The following is a 14,052-nucleotide window of genomic DNA, read 5'->3' on the forward strand; positions in this document are numbered from 1 at the left end:
AACACTCAGCGTTTTTTCGCCCAGGGCGCAAACCAGCCGAGACCGTCCAGCGTGTTGCCGCGCGGGATATATTCGCAGCCGATCCAGCCGTCGTAGCCCACCTCATCCAGCAGCGTAAACAGCCAGGGGTAGTTGATCTCCCCTTCATCCGGCTCATGGCGGTCTGGCGCGGACGCGATCTGGATATGGCGGTAGCGACCGAGGTTCTCACGGATCAGACGGCTGAGATTGCCGTCCACCAGCTGCGCGTGGAACAGATCGAGCTGGGTAAAGACGTTGGGGCGATCGATGCGCGCCGCCATCTCCAGCGTCTGGTACTGGCTGGCATAGAGATAGTTCGGTTTAGTGACCGGATTGAGCGCTTCCAGCAGCAGGTTAATGCCGTGAGGCGCAAAGCGCTCTGCCGCATAGTGCATATTGCGCACAAAGGTGTCGGCGTATGCTGCGCGATCCGCGCCCGGCGGCACCGTCGCGGCCATGATATGCACCTGCGGCACCTCAAGCGCCAGCGCATACTCCAGCGCGCGGTCGATATCGGCGCGCGCTTCCGCTTCGCGGCCGGGAATCGCCGATACGCCCCATTCGCCCGCCGCCACGTTGCCCGGCGCGGTGTTGAACAGCACCAGCTTCAGTTGGTTTTCATCCAGCAGCTGCTTGAGCTGCGCCGCCGGATAGTCGTAGGGAAAGAGAAACTCCACCGCGTCGAAACCGGCCTGCGCCGCGGCGGCGAAGCGTTCGGTAAAAGGAACTTCATTGAACTGGGTGGATAAGTTTGCGGCAAACTTTGGCATTATCGGCTCCTTAATTCCGCCACTTCGCTCGCGCTAAGGTAGCGAATGGCGCGGTCGCCCAGGGTAAACATCAGTCGGGCGGTCTCTTCCAGCTCTTCGGTATTGTCTGCGGCTTCGCGCAGCGATTTACCCACCACAACCGGCCCGTGGTTCGCCAGCAGAAAGGCGCGATACTGGCCCGCCAGCCGCGACAGATCGTCCGCCAGCCGCTGATCGCCGGGTTTGTAGTAAGGCACTACCGGCACGTCGCCAACGCGCATTACCACGTAGGGCGTGAACGGACGGATACATTTTTGCGTATCCAGCCCCTCAAGACAGGAGAGCGCTGTCAGGTAGTGGCTGTGCAGATGCACCACCGCTTTGCATTCGGGATCCCTGGCGTAGAGCGCGCGGTGAAAGGCGATCTCTTTGGAGGGCTTATCGCCGGAGAGCCACTCCCCTGCCAGCGTCACTTTTGACAGGCGATCGGCCTCTAGCTCGCCGAGGCAGGAGCCGGTCGGCGTCGCCAGCAGGTTGCCATCCTCCAGCAGCAGAGAAAGATTGCCCGCAGAGCCGGTGGCGTAGCCGCGGGCGAAAAAGGAGGCGCCCAGCTTCACCATCTCTTCGCGGGCCTGTTGTTCAGTCATATGCAAACTCCGTTTGTGCGCGGCGGAAAAAGTGTTCGTCACCGAAATTGCCGGACTTCAGCGCCAGCGACAGCGGCTGATGGATATCGCGAACCCAGGGCACGCCTGGTGAAATCGTCGGCCCGATATGAAACGCCGTGACGCCGAGACTCTGCGCCACCACGCCGGAGGTTTCGCCGCCCGCCACGATAAAGCGCTGCCAGCCGCGCGCCTTGAGTTCGCGCGTTACGGCGGCAAAGAGCTGTTCCACCGCCTCGCTGCTGCGCTGCGCGCCATACTCGTGCTGAATCGCCTGTAGCTGCTGCGCGTCGGCGGTGGCGTAGAGCAGCGGCGCCAGCGGCTGGTCGCTGTGGGCGGCTACCCAGTCGCATAGCCTTTGCGCGTAGGCCTCCACGTTGTCCAGACAGCGCGCGACTTCAACTTCGCACGACGGCGCCTGCTGACGGTAGGCGCTGACCTGGAGATTGGTCATCTGCGAACAGGAGCCGGAGATGACCACGGCGCGTTTGCCCTGCGGACGCCCTGCGTTTTCCGCCTCGGCGCGGTCGCTGTCGGCCGTCGCCCACTGGCGCGCCAGGCCGATAGCCAGCCCCGAGCCGCCGGTAACCAGACGCATGTCGCGCAGCGCTTCGCCCTGCGTCAGCAAGTGCTGCTCGTGGAGGGCATCCAGCACCACGTAGTTAACGCCTTGCGCTTTCAGCTCGCTCAGCCTGTCGCGCACCGCCTGCGCGCCCTGGTCGAGCAGCGGCGCGGCGATAAGGCCCGCTTTGCCAGCCGCCTGACGCTCCATCAGACGCAGCAGATTGCTGTCGCGCATCGGCGTCACCGGATGGTGGCGCATACCTGAGTCGCTCAGCAGCTGCTCACCGACGAACAGATGACCGAGATAAACGGTGCGGCCATTGACCGGCAACGCCGGAGAGATCGCCGTCTGAGTTTCGCCCAGCGCCGCCAGCAGCGCGTCGGTTACCGGGCCGATATTGCCCTGCTCGGTGCTGTCGAAGGTCGAGCAGTACTTGAAGTAAAAGCGATCGCAGCCCTGCTCCTGCAGCCAGCGCAGCGCGGCCAGCGACTGGGCGATCGCCTGCTCCGCCGGGCAGGAACGCGACTTCAGGCTGATGACAATCGCCTGCGCGGTCAGCGCGTCATGCTGCTGCGGCACGCCGTTAAACTGGATGGTGGGCAGCCCGTTCTGCACCAGAAAACTGGCGATGTCGGTAGCGCCGGTAAAATCGTCGGCGATGATGCCTAAACGCGTCATGCTCACTCCTTCGCCTGCGGCAGCTGAATGCCGCTGAAAATTTTAATCACGGCGCTGTCATCTTCACGGCCGTAACCGGCGTTGCTGGCTTCCGTAAACATATTGAGCGCCGTGGAGGCGAGCGGCAGTGGGAAGTGCAGCGATTTGGCGGTATCCGCCACCAGGCTGAGATCTTTAACGAAAATATCGACGGCGGATTTCGGGCTGTAGTCGCCATCAACTACGTGTCGCATACGGTTCTCAAACATCCAGGAGTTACCTGCCGCGTTGGTCACCACGTCATACATGGTCTCCAGCGGGATGCCGGCGCGCGCCGCCAGCGCCATCGCTTCAGCGCCAACGGCGATATGCACCCCCGCCAGCAGCTGATGAATAATTTTAACCGTCGAACCGAGGCCGATTTCGCTGCCGACGCGGTAGACTTTCGCCGCTACCGCATCCAGCACCGGCTGCAGGCGCTCAAACGCCGCGTCGCTGCCGGACGCCATAACCGTCATTTCGCCCGTGGCCGCTTTCGCCGCGCCGCCAGAGACCGGCGCGTCCAGCATCAGCAGCTGGTGCTGCGCCAGCTGCTGCTCGATCTGCTGCGCATCCTGGGCGGAGATAGTGGACGAGACCATAACCACGGTGCCGGGCTTCAGCTTCGCCGCCAGGCCGTTTTCGCCGAACAGAATCGCTTTAACCTGCGCGGCATTCACCACCAGCAGCAGCACCCCGTCCAGCTGCTCGACAAATCCGTCGGCCGAGGTTTGCGCGTCACGTGCGCCAGCCTGCCGCAGCGTGTCCAGCGCGGCGGGATTAAGATCCACGCCCCAGGTGTTCAGCCCGGCGCGAATACAGGAAGTCGCCGCGCCCATTCCCATTGAACCTAAACCGATAACACAGACGTTTGAGAGTGGCACCGTAAGCCTCCGCTGTTAATTTAAGTGATTATTTGTTGTATGTTGTTAATACTGGCAGGATTACTGATGAAGAAACGTGCTATATGTCACATATTTTCACTAACCAGACTAATATTGAACATTTATTCACAACATACCCATCTCTATGATATTCATGGATTTTAACAGGCTATCCGCGCTTTCAACGCGGCAAAGATTTTCATTCGACTAGCTAAGCAAATGCTTTAAACTGTGAAAAATTGATAAGCAAGGAGTGCAAAAGATGATACCCATTGAACGCCATCAGCAGATTCTGGCGCTGGTCGCCGAACGCGGCGTGGTGAGCATTGCCGAACTGACGGAGCGGCTCGGCGTATCGCATATGACCATTCGCCGGGATGTGCAAAAGCTTGAGGAGCAAGGCGCGGTGCTGTCGGTTTCCGGCGGCGTGCGTTCGGCCGACCGGCTGGCGGCGGAGCCGTCGCACCAGACGAAGACCACGCTTTACAACGCCGAGAAGAACGCTATCGGCCGCTATGCCGCCCAGCATATTCCGCGCAACAGCTGCATCTATCTGGATGCTGGCACCACCACGCTGGCGCTGGCGCGCGAGCTGCTGGACCGTGAGGATCTGCTGGTGGTGACCAATGACTTTATGGTGACCAACCTGCTGATGGAGGCGAGCGGCTGTCGGGTGATCCATACCGGCGGCACTGTTTGCCGCGACAACCGCTCCTGCGTGGGCGAAAGCGCGGCGCGCAGCCTGCGCCATCTGGCGATCGATATCGCCTTTATCTCCGCCTCCTGCTGGGGCCCACGCGGGCTGTTTACGCCCGATGAAGATAAGGTCACGGTGAAACAGACGGTAAGCGACGTCAGCAGCAAGCGCGTGCTGCTGAGCGACAGCTCGAAGTACAACAAGATCGCCACCTTTCTGGCGCTGCCGCTGCACAGCTTCGACAGCATCATTACCGATACGCAGCTTAGCGCCGCCGCCCGCAGCGCGCTGAGCGAGGGGAGCTGGGAGCTGGTGCTGGCGGAGTAGCGACGCGCTAAATCCCCTTGAACCTCAGCGCTGCAATAAAAATGTCATCCTGCAGAGTTACCGTCAAAACCGGCAAGGTAATTCTCTGAATAACAGGATAAAAACATGAAATTACGTTTTACGCTTATCGCTGCGGCGCTGTTGCTGGCGCAGCAGGCGCAGGCAACCACGCTGCCGCAGGCGGCGGCACTGGCGCGCACCACCACCCCCGAATCGAACAGCCCGGCTTTTAACGCGCTGGAGCAGCAGATCCTGCAGGCGGAACGTCAGGCGTTGCAGAACGGCGCGCCGACGCTGACGCGCGACGCGCTGGAAAAGGCGAAGCAAACTCACGCGCAGGCGGACAGCGCCTGGCTCAAGGCGAGCGGCTACGACTTTCAGGTAAAAGCCAACCAGCAGGCGGGTATCGCCCTGCTCTCCAGCTTTACGGCGCTGCCGAAAACGGCGCTGGACGCTAACCGCGCCACGGTAGCGGACATTAACCTTAACGCCACCCAGGGCGCGCGACACCAGGCGCTGGCCGACGCGGAAGGCATCAGCTATCTCTATTTCACCGCCGACGCGCTCGGCCCGCGTCTCGGCAAAGCCTTCCTGGCTGCCTACGATAAAGGCGAGCTTGGCAAGGCGGCCGCGCTGATTAAAGCGACAGAGATCAGCACCAGCGCGGCGAAAAAGCACTTTAACTATCCGCGCCCCTTCCTGGCGGCGGGCAATAGCATCCATCTGGTGCCGGACGATGTGGTGGTAAAAGATGGCAAACTCTACACCGCCGACGGCGGATCCTTTCCCAGCGGGCATACCAATACGGGCGTAACTGACTCGCTGCTGCTGGCGCAGATGATCCCGGAGCGTTTTCAGGCGCTGCTGGCGCGCGGCGCGCGCTACGGCTACTCCCGTATCGTGCTTGGCGTGCACTACCCGCTCGACGTGATGGGTTCGCGCATGGTGGCCGAGCGTAACGTGGCGCACTTTCTTAACGATCCCGCCTATCGCAAGCTGTTCAGCGAGGCGCGTGACCAGCTACGCAGCGCGCTGGAGAAAGAGTGCGGCACTTCGCTGGTGGTATGCGCGCAAACCGTAAAAGGCGATGATAACTATCAGGATCCGGCAATGAAGACGTTCTACCGCTTCACCATGACCTACAACCTGCCGCGACAGCACATTCAGGCGCACGCGCTCAGCGTGCCGCAGGGAGCGGAGGTGCTGCTGGAGTCGGCGCTGCCGCAGCTTTCGGCTGCGCAGCGTCGCGCATTGATGGCGAAGACGGCGCTGCCGACAGGCTATCCGCTGTCGGGCGACACGCCGGAGCAGCAGTTCTGGCAGCGGCTGGATCTCAGCGCGGCCTTTGCGCAGGCGGGACATCGCGGATAAAAAAAAGGGTGAGGCCTGCGCCTCACCCTTTTTTAATCATCAGCGGATTAGACTTCTTCGCTGTACTGCGGCACCGGATTGCGGAAGCTGCGGGTAACAAACGCGAGGTAAACAATCCCCACGGCGGCCCAAATCAGGCCCAGCACCATCGAGCTTTCTTCCAGGTTAATCCAGAGCGCGCCAACCGTCAGCGCGCCGAGCACCGGCAGCACCAGATAGTTCAGGTGGTCGCGCAGCGTGCGGTTACGCTTCTCGCGGATCCAGAACTGAGCGATCACCGACAGGTTAACAAAGGTAAACGCCACCAGCGCGCCGAAGTTAACCAGCGCCGTCGCCGTTACCAGATCGAAACGAATCGCCATCAGCGCAACGGCGCCGACCAGCAGCACGTTCAGCGACGGCGTGCGCCACTTCGGATGGATATAGCCGAAGAAACGCTCCGGGAAGACGCCATCGCGGCCCATCACGTACATCAGACGCGAAACGCCCGCGTGCGCCGCCATACCTGACGCCAGCACAGTCACTACCGAGAAGATCAGAATGCCGAACTGCAGCACATGGCCAGCCACGTACAGCATGATCTCAGGCTGTGACGAATCCGGATTTTTAAAGCGCGAAATATCCGGGAAATAAAGCTGCAGGAAGTATGACGCCACGATAAAGATCAGGCCGCCAATCAGCGCCGTCAGGAAAATCGCGCGCGGAATGGTGCGCTCTGCATCTTTCGTCTCTTCCGACAGCGAGCTGATACCGTCAAAGCCAAGGAACGAGAAACAGAGAATTGTCGCGCCGGTAATCATCGGCACCACATGGGCGTCAGCGGACCAGAACGGCTGCGAACTGGTAAGCGTTCCCGCCCCTTCGCCGTGCGCCACGCCGTAAATTACCATGCCGGTGATACCGATCATCACCACAACCTGCAACACAACGATAACGCTGTTGAAGTTCGCCACGGTTTTAATGCCGCGCAGGTTGGACATCGTCATAAACGCCACCAGCAGCACCACGAAAATCCACGACGGAATGCCGGGCACCAGCGCTTCGAAATAGTTTTTCGCCAGCAGGATATTGATCATCGGCATGAACAGATAGTCCAGCAGAGATGACCAGCCGACCATAAAGCCGACGTGCGGACTGATCGCCTTTTGAGCGTAGGTATAAGCGGAGCCCGCAGATGGGAAGCGGCGTACCAGCTTACCGTAGCTTACGGCGGTAAACAGAATCGCAATCAGTGCAAAGGCATAGGCAGTGGCGACGTGACCGCTGGTCAGGCCTGAGACGATACCAAAGGTATCAAACAGGGTCATCGGCTGCATGTAAGCAAGGCCAATCATGACGACCGGAAGCAGGGTCAGAGATTTTTTCAGGTGCGCACGCTGTGGTGCTGAGGTATCAAGCGACATGTTTCAGACCTCCCTGAGCTGCAACCTGACTGGATTGCATCACGGGAGCAAGGAAGGCGGCATTATGAGCCAGCGCGGCGCCGTAGTCATCACGGAAACGAGAGCCAGCGCGGGCCGGCTGAATGAAAAACATTCCCATCTTTGTATCCTCAGTTCGTACGCTTGCGCGTTTTTTAACGTGTATCTATCCGGGCGCGCCCGGCCTCATGCGAATCGGCTAAGTACATGCAAAAAAAATAACCGAGGCTCTTAAAAGCATCGGTTATATTCGGATTTTTGCAGGCCGCATATTTTGCCCCAAAACGCAGGAAAAACACAAGACCCGCTAATAAGTATAGCCACTTTTTTCTCAGGCGTTTTTTAGCATCCAGTCAATCTCCGTAGCGGTGACCAGACGCTCGAACTGCATCATCTCGTGGCGCTTACAGCTGTGCCACACCGCGCCGAAACGCTCGCCCAGCAGTTTTTGCAGCGGATAGCTGCTTTCAAATTCACAAAGCGCCTCGCTCTGACGCACCGGCAGCGGAATGCCCTCCGCCTCGTGGCCATTGCCCTGTACCGGCTGCGGCAACGGCAGCGCGGTATCCAGCCCGTGCAGAATACCCGCCAGGATTGCCGACATCACCAGGTAGGGATTGGCGTCCGCGCCCGCGACGCGATACTCCACGCGGTGATTTTCCACGTCGCCGCAGGGAATGCGCAGCGCCACGGTGCGGTTGTTATGCCCCCAGGAGGCCCGCAGCGGCACATAGGCTTCCGGCACGAAGCGACGATAGGCGTTGACGTTAGGCGCCAGCAGCGCCATCGACGCCGGCATCAGGTCGAGCATACCTGCCAGCGCGCGCTTTAACAGCGGCGAGTCGCTGCCGTCGTCGGTAGCGAAGGCGTTATGATCGGCGGCGTCCAGCATGCTGATATGCACATGCATGCCGCTGCCCGCATACTCTTCATAGGGTTTAGCCATAAAGGTTGCGGTCATGCCGTGGTTCTCCGCTACCTGACGGATCAGCCTTTTAAGCTGTACCGCATGGTCGCAGGCGCTCAGCACGTCGCGGGTGTGATGCAGGTTGATTTCAAACTGCCCTGGCGAGGCTTCCGCCAGCGCGCCGTCGGCGGGAATATTTTGCTGACGCGCCAGCGCGTCGATATCGCGCAGCACCGCGCCAAAGTGATCCAGGTTATCGACAGAGTAGACCTGGCTCTGCATATTGCGTTCGCTGCTGCCCGGCGCACACGGCGGCTGAATATAGCCTTCGGCGTCGCGGGCCTTGTCTACCAGATAGAACTCCAGCTCTACCGCTACCACCGGAAACAGCCCTCGATTGCGCAGCTGCTGCCACAGTCGGTTAAGGACATTGCGGGGTTCAACGTCAAAGGGAGTGCCATCTTGGTTGCACATGGTCAACAGCAGTTGGGCGATGTGTTCAGGATCGGAAGCAGAGGGAACTAAGGTGCCAGGAACCGGCATACAGAGATTGTCAGGTTCGCCGAGAGATTGTCCGAGGCCGGCTTCTTCGACGGTATTACCGAGGATATCCATGGCGAAAACCGAGGCCGGGAAATAACACCCTTTTTCCAGTTTCGCCAGCGCGGCGACCGGGATGCGCTTACCGCGAAAGACGCCATTTAAATCATTTAATAAGATATCGACATACTGCGTTTCAGGATGGCGTTCCAGCCAGGTTTTCACCTCAAGCTGGAACGCGCTGGTTCGTCTCTCTTCACTGTGACGCGTGAAGTCTTCAACTTCCACGAGGTTCGTCATGTCCCACCCGCCTTCTACCGTTAGTTGGTTTGCGCAATGCTCAAAATAACAGCCACTCTTCTAACATAGCGCCAACACAAAAAGTGTGCAAATGTAACAAAACTGTTTGAGAAACAAACAGTGCGTTGCTAGATTGGAAAAATATTGCACACTTTTACCCTTTGCGTGCTCGATCGGTGAATTTTTTGAACAGCGAGTCGAGGAATGAGATGGGCATTATTTTTAACAACCCCTTGATCGGCGTAGCGATGTGCCAGATCGATAATGGCGGCCATCCCACGCAGTCGGTGCATAACAAATACCTGACGGCGATAACCCAGGCGGGCGGCGTGCCCCTTGCCCTGCCTCATCAGCTCTGCGAGACGCCCCCTCTGCTGGAGCAGGCGCTGGCGGCGCTTGACGGCATTTTGCTGACCGGCAGCCCAAGCAATATCGAACCCTGGCAGTATGGCGAAGCGGGTAAAGAGGCGCATATCGATCCCGGCCGCGACCGGCTCGCCTTCGCCCTTATTACCTGGGCCACCAGCCGCGGGATGCCGCTGTTTGGCATCTGCCGCGGCATGCAGGAGCTGGTGGTAGCCAACGGCGGTGCGCTGTGGCGCGATCTCGACCAGCTAAAAACAGGTCTGACGCACTATGAAGAGGCGACGCAGCCGTTAAACGTACAGTACGCGCCGGCACATGACGTTTTTCCCGAAGCGGACGGGCTGCTGGCGAGGCTGCTGGGAGACGACGCGCCGCTGGCGGTTAATTCGCTGCATCATCAGGGCATCCGCGAGACAGGCCCGCAGCTGCGCATTGAGGCGCGCGCGCCGGATGGCCTGATCGAAGCGGTCAGCCTGCGCCGCCATCCCTTTGCCCTCGCGGTGCAGTGGCATCCTGAATGGCAGCCGGAACATAACGACGCCTCGCGCGCGATTTTCGCGGGGTTTATTCACGCCGCACAGCACTATCACAAGGAAAAAACACCATGAACGATGCCGCTCTGGCGCCCGGACGACGTTTATCGCAAATCCGGCAAGAGTTGGGATTGTCTCAGCGTCGCGCCGCTGAACTGTCAGGCTTAACCCACAGCGCAATCAGCACCATCGAGCAGGACAAGGTTAGCCCGGCGGTCAGCACGCTGCAGAAACTGCTAAAAGTTTACGGGCTGTCGCTGTCGGAGTTCTTCTCCGAGCCTAAAGGTAATGATGCGCCAAAGGTGATTGTCCGCCAGGAGGATCTGGTGGAGATCGGCAGCCAGGGGGTATCGCTGAAGCTGGTAGACAACGGGCAGGCGCAGCGGTCAATCGGCATGCTGCTGGAGACCTATCAGCCCGGCGCCAGCACCGGGGAAAAGCTGCGTCATCCAGGGGAAGAGACCGGCACGCTGCTGGAGGGAGAAATCACCCTGGTGGTTAACGGACAACCTTACCACCTTAACGCGGGCGAAAGTTACGTGATCGATACCGGGCTGCCGCACAGCTTTACCAATCTCTCCGCGCAGCCCTGCCGTATCGTCAGCGCCCATACGCCCGCCAATTTCTGACGCATCCGCACGCAGGAGGTTGTGATGCAACACGTTGAAAGCTACTACGCGGCGTCCGCCAACGATCATGCGCCCTGGCCGATGCTGCGGGAGAGTATCCAGTGTGACGTCTGTATTATCGGCGCAGGTTTTACCGGCCTTTCTGCTGCGCTCTACCTGACTGAGGCGGGCTACGACGTTGTGGTGCTGGAGGCGGCGCGCGTCGGCTTCGGCGCCAGCGGCCGCAACGGCGGGCAGGTAGTGAACTCCTACAGCCGCGATGTAGACGTGATCGAGCAGCGCTACGGCAAAGAGAGCGCGCGTATGCTCGGCAGCATGATGTTTGAGGGCGCCGAAATTATTCGCGACCGCATCGACCGCTACGCCATCGCCTGCGACTACCGGCCCGGCAATATTTTCGCCGCACTCAACCTGCGCCAGATGAACCATCTGCGCCACCAGCAGCGGCTGTGGGAAAAGTATGGCAATCACGATCTGGAACTGCTGGACGAGCGCGGTATCCGGCGCGAAATCGCGACCGACCGTTATGTCGGCGGCCTGCTGGATCGGCGCGGCGGTCATCTGCATCCGCTTAACCTGGCGCTGGGCGAAGCCGAGGCGATCCGTCGTCACGGTGGGCGCATCTATGAAGGCTCGGCGGCGACGGCATTGAAGTATGGCGCGCCGAATCGGATCTCCACCGCCCACGGCGAGGTGAGCGCGACCTTCGTGATTTTCGCGGGGAATGCTTATCTGCCTTCGCAGCTGGAGCCGCGTCTGACGCGGAAAAGCATGGCGTGCGGCTCGCAAATCATCACCAGCGAGCCGCTGAGCCGCGATCGGGCGCTGGCGCTGCTGCCGAACAATCACTGCGTCGAGGACTGCAACTATCTGCTCGACTACTTCCGGCTGACGGCCGATAACCGGCTGCTCTATGGCGGCGGCGTCGTCTATGGCGCGCGCGATCCGGGGGATATCGACGCGCTGATCCGTCCCAAGCTGCTGCGTACCTTCCCGCAGCTGCGCGATATCGCCTTTAGCTATCGCTGGAGCGGCAACTTCCTGCTCACCCTCTCCAGGCTGCCGCAGTTCGGCCGGCTGGAACACAACGTCTACTTTATGCAGGGAGACAGCGGCCACGGCGTTACCTGCACCCATCTCGCCGGGAAGCTGATTTGTGAAGCGCTGCGCGGCGATGCGGAACGCTTCGACGCCTTTGCGAAGCTGCCGCACCTGCCCTTCCCCGGCGGACGGCGCTTTAAGGTGCCGCTGACCGCGATGGGCGCCGCCTGGTATGCGCTGCGCGATCGGCTCGGCGTGTGAGAGGCTGAGATTACGCCAGCGGCATTTTCGCCGGATCGTCGTAGCTGTACTCAAACCCCAGTTCGTTGCAGATACGCGAGCCGTCAATCAGCTTGCCGGTCTCGCCGGATGGCGAAGGCAAAAAGGTTGGCGGCGTCAGGCCCAGCTGGCGCGATACCGCCGGGTAAAAGGCGTCGCGCGACGGATGCTTCGGCGCGCAGAGGTTATAGACCCGGCCGCCTTTCGGCGTCTGCAGCAGCAGCGTAATCGCGCTTACAACATCGTCCAGATGCACCAGATTCACGCCGTGTGAGCCGTTACTCAGCCCGGTTTTCCCTGCCAGAAAGCGGCCAGGATGGCGGCTCGGCCCTACCAGACCGGCAAGACGCAGAATATCGACCTGGGTGCCGGGCAGATCGTGCAGCCAGCTCTCCAGTTCCGCCAGCGTCTTGCCCGCCACCGTTTCGGGCTGCAGCGCGCTGTTCTCTTTCATTACGCCGTTGCCGCTGCCGTAGACCGAGGTCGAACTGGTGAAAATAATGCGCGGCACCTGATTCGCCAGCGCGCTGTTCACCACGTTCTGCACCGCCTGCATATAGCTCTCGCCCCCTTCCGCCGTACGGCTGGCGGGCAAGGTGACCACCAGCGCGTCGACGCTGAACAGCATGGCGAGATCCTCGGCATCGCACTCTGTTTCCGGCGTCAGCCGTAACTGCACCGCGTCAATGCCGCAGCGTCGCGCCGCCTCGACGCCGTCCGGCGTGGTTTTACTGCCGGTGACCTGCCAGCCGCGCGCCGCCAGCGCGAGCGCGAGCGGCATGCCCAGCCATCCCAGACCGATAATTGCGACCTTCTTCATATTCTCTCCTGCGCTTGCCTCACTGCTGTTCATCTTAGTGCGCGCCGCTGCCGAACCGCAAAGATTAAAAAAGGGTTGCGCATCGCAGTTATCTTCGCTAGGTTAATCAGCACGCAAATGAATACTCATTCAGCAACGGAATTTTTTATGACACGCGTTCAGTTCAACCATCATCACCACCATCACCCTGACTAGTCTTTCAGGCGATGTGTGCTGGGAGACATTCAGATCTTCCAGTGGTGCGAACGCAAAGAGAACCCCCGGAAGATCGTCTTCCGGGGGTTTTTTTATGGGCTGGCGCAATACCTTTTCAGACAGGAATGAAAAAGAGGACAGGATCGATGTTAGATAACAAGCGCATTCGCATAGCTATGCAAAAATCTGGTCGTTTAAGCGATGACTCACGCGAACTGCTGGCGCGCTGCGGCATTAAAATCAACCTGCAGCAGCAGCGCCTGATCGCCTTCGCGGAGAACATGCCGATCGATATTCTGCGCGTGCGCGATGACGATATTCCGGGCCTGGTCATGGATGGCGTGGTCGATCTCGGCATCATTGGCGAAAACGTGCTGGAAGAGGAGCTGCTGACGCGCCGCGCGCAGGGCGACGACCCGCGCTACTTTACCCTGCGTCGCCTGGACTTCGGCGGCTGCCGCCTGTCGCTGGCGATGCCGGTAGATGAAGAGTACACCGGCCCGCAGTGTCTGAATAACGCCCGCATCGCCACCTCTTATCCTCACCTGCTGAAACAGTACCTCGACAAAAAAGGCCTCAATTTCAAACCCTGCATGCTGAATGGCTCGGTGGAAGTCGCGCCGCGCGCCGGACTGGCGGACGCGATTTGCGACTTAGTGTCAACTGGCGCCACGCTGGAAGCCAACGGCCTGCGTGAAGTTGAAGTGATCTACCGCTCAAAGGCGGTGCTGATCCAGCGCGATGGCGAAATGGCTCCAGAGAAACAGGAGCTGATCGATAAGCTGATGACCCGTATTCAGGGCGTTATCAAAGCGCGTGAATCCAAATACATCATGATGCACGCGCCGAGCGAACGTCTGGAAGAGGTGATCCAGCTGCTGCCCGGTGCCGAGCGTCCGACCGTACTGCCGCTGGCGGGCGATCAGAGCCGCGTGGCGATGCACATGGTCAGCAGCGAAACGCTGTTCTGGGAAACCATGGAAAAACTGAAAGCGCTGGGCGCCAGCTCGATTCTGGTGCTGCCAATTGAAAAGATGATGGAGTAA

14 protein-coding genes and 1 other annotated feature are annotated in these 14,052 nt (G+C 60.1%); of the genes, 7 read left to right on the top strand and 7 right to left on the bottom strand.

Annotated elements, in window-relative coordinates; translation table 11 throughout:
- Nucleotides 1-5 precede the first annotated feature (5 nt).
- The 4 genes from MHZ89_RS07930 to ltnD are packed head-to-tail and all read right to left on the bottom strand — an operon-like array spanning nt 6 to nt 3,580.
- Nucleotides 6-791, bottom strand: a complete 786-nt coding sequence (locus tag MHZ89_RS07930; RefSeq protein WP_311782552.1) for an HPr family phosphocarrier protein — start codon at nt 789-791, stop codon at nt 6-8.
- A complete protein-coding gene (locus MHZ89_RS07935; RefSeq protein ID WP_311782553.1) occupies nt 791-1,417 on the bottom strand; it encodes an aldolase in 627 nt (208 codons plus the stop codon). Before MHZ89_RS07935 ends, MHZ89_RS07930 begins: the two co-directional genes overlap by 1 nt.
- Nucleotides 1,410-2,678: a 3-oxo-tetronate kinase gene (gene otnK / locus MHZ89_RS07940; protein ID WP_311782554.1), complete on the bottom strand. Its 1,269-nt coding sequence runs from the start codon at nt 2,676-2,678 to the stop codon at nt 1,410-1,412. The genes MHZ89_RS07935 and otnK overlap by 8 nt, the downstream gene beginning before the upstream one ends.
- A 2-nt stretch (nt 2,679-2,680) precedes the next feature.
- On the bottom strand, nt 2,681-3,580 hold the full coding sequence (ltnD, locus tag MHZ89_RS07945; protein ID WP_311782555.1) for an L-threonate dehydrogenase: 900 nt from the start codon (nt 3,578-3,580) through the stop codon (nt 2,681-2,683).
- 262 nt (nt 3,581-3,842) lie between these two features.
- Between ltnD and ygbI the strand changes: the two genes are divergently transcribed.
- Complete coding sequence (gene ygbI, locus MHZ89_RS07950) at nt 3,843-4,604, top strand: DNA-binding transcriptional repressor YgbI (RefSeq protein WP_311782556.1); 762 nt, start codon at nt 3,843-3,845, stop codon at nt 4,602-4,604.
- 105 nt (nt 4,605-4,709) lie between these two features.
- On the top strand, nt 4,710-5,975 hold the full coding sequence (locus tag MHZ89_RS07955) for a phosphatase PAP2 family protein (protein WP_311782557.1): 1,266 nt from the start codon (nt 4,710-4,712) through the stop codon (nt 5,973-5,975).
- Nucleotides 5,976-6,022: 47 nt separating this feature from the next.
- Here the strand turns inward: MHZ89_RS07955 and MHZ89_RS07960 are convergent, their stop codons facing one another.
- Both MHZ89_RS07960 and MHZ89_RS07965 read right to left on the bottom strand, forming a co-directional pair.
- Nucleotides 6,023-7,378, bottom strand: coding sequence for an APC family permease (locus MHZ89_RS07960; protein ID WP_311782558.1), 1,356 nt, complete (start codon nt 7,376-7,378; stop codon nt 6,023-6,025).
- Between the two features lie 349 nt (nt 7,379-7,727).
- Nucleotides 7,728-9,143: a glutamine synthetase family protein gene (locus MHZ89_RS07965; protein WP_311782559.1), complete on the bottom strand. Its 1,416-nt coding sequence runs from the start codon at nt 9,141-9,143 to the stop codon at nt 7,728-7,730.
- 209 nt (nt 9,144-9,352) lie between these two features.
- Between MHZ89_RS07965 and puuD the strand changes: the two genes are divergently transcribed.
- From puuD to MHZ89_RS07980, 3 genes are read left to right on the top strand one after another with little or no spacing between them, the layout of a single operon-like run.
- A complete protein-coding gene (gene puuD, locus MHZ89_RS07970) occupies nt 9,353-10,117 on the top strand; it encodes a gamma-glutamyl-gamma-aminobutyrate hydrolase (RefSeq protein ID WP_311782560.1) in 765 nt (254 codons plus the stop codon).
- Nucleotides 10,114-10,671, top strand: coding sequence for an HTH-type transcriptional regulator PuuR (gene puuR / locus MHZ89_RS07975; protein WP_311782561.1), 558 nt, complete (start codon nt 10,114-10,116; stop codon nt 10,669-10,671). Before puuD ends, puuR begins: the two co-directional genes overlap by 4 nt.
- Before the next feature lie 24 nt (nt 10,672-10,695).
- Nucleotides 10,696-11,973: an FAD-binding oxidoreductase gene (locus tag MHZ89_RS07980; protein WP_311782562.1), complete on the top strand. Its 1,278-nt coding sequence runs from the start codon at nt 10,696-10,698 to the stop codon at nt 11,971-11,973.
- A 10-nt stretch (nt 11,974-11,983) separates the two neighbouring features.
- Here MHZ89_RS07980 and MHZ89_RS07985 read toward each other — a convergent pair whose 3' ends face one another.
- The gene (locus MHZ89_RS07985) at nt 11,984-12,811 is read right to left on the bottom strand and encodes an SDR family oxidoreductase (protein WP_120453354.1); all 828 of its coding nucleotides are present in this window, start codon (nt 12,809-12,811) and stop codon (nt 11,984-11,986) included.
- A gap of 147 nt (nt 12,812-12,958) precedes the next feature.
- On the opposite strand from MHZ89_RS07985, the gene hisL reads away from it, so the two are divergent.
- Both hisL and hisG read left to right on the top strand, forming a co-directional pair.
- Nucleotides 12,959-13,006 carry a his operon leader peptide gene (gene hisL / locus MHZ89_RS07990; protein WP_100396937.1) on the top strand — a complete coding sequence of 16 codons (48 nt, stop codon included), beginning with the start codon at nt 12,959-12,961 and terminating at the stop codon, nt 13,004-13,006.
- Nucleotides 12,982-13,102, top strand: a sequence feature (His leader region). Its footprint overlaps the gene before it by 25 nt.
- A 50-nt stretch (nt 13,103-13,152) precedes the next feature.
- Complete coding sequence (hisG, locus tag MHZ89_RS07995) at nt 13,153-14,052, top strand: ATP phosphoribosyltransferase (protein ID WP_120453352.1); 900 nt, start codon at nt 13,153-13,155, stop codon at nt 14,050-14,052.

Origin of the sequence: Pantoea sp. ACRSB, assembly GCF_022346905.1 — a bacterium.
Lineage (GTDB): Bacteria > Pseudomonadota > Gammaproteobacteria > Enterobacterales > Enterobacteriaceae > Pantoea > Pantoea piersonii.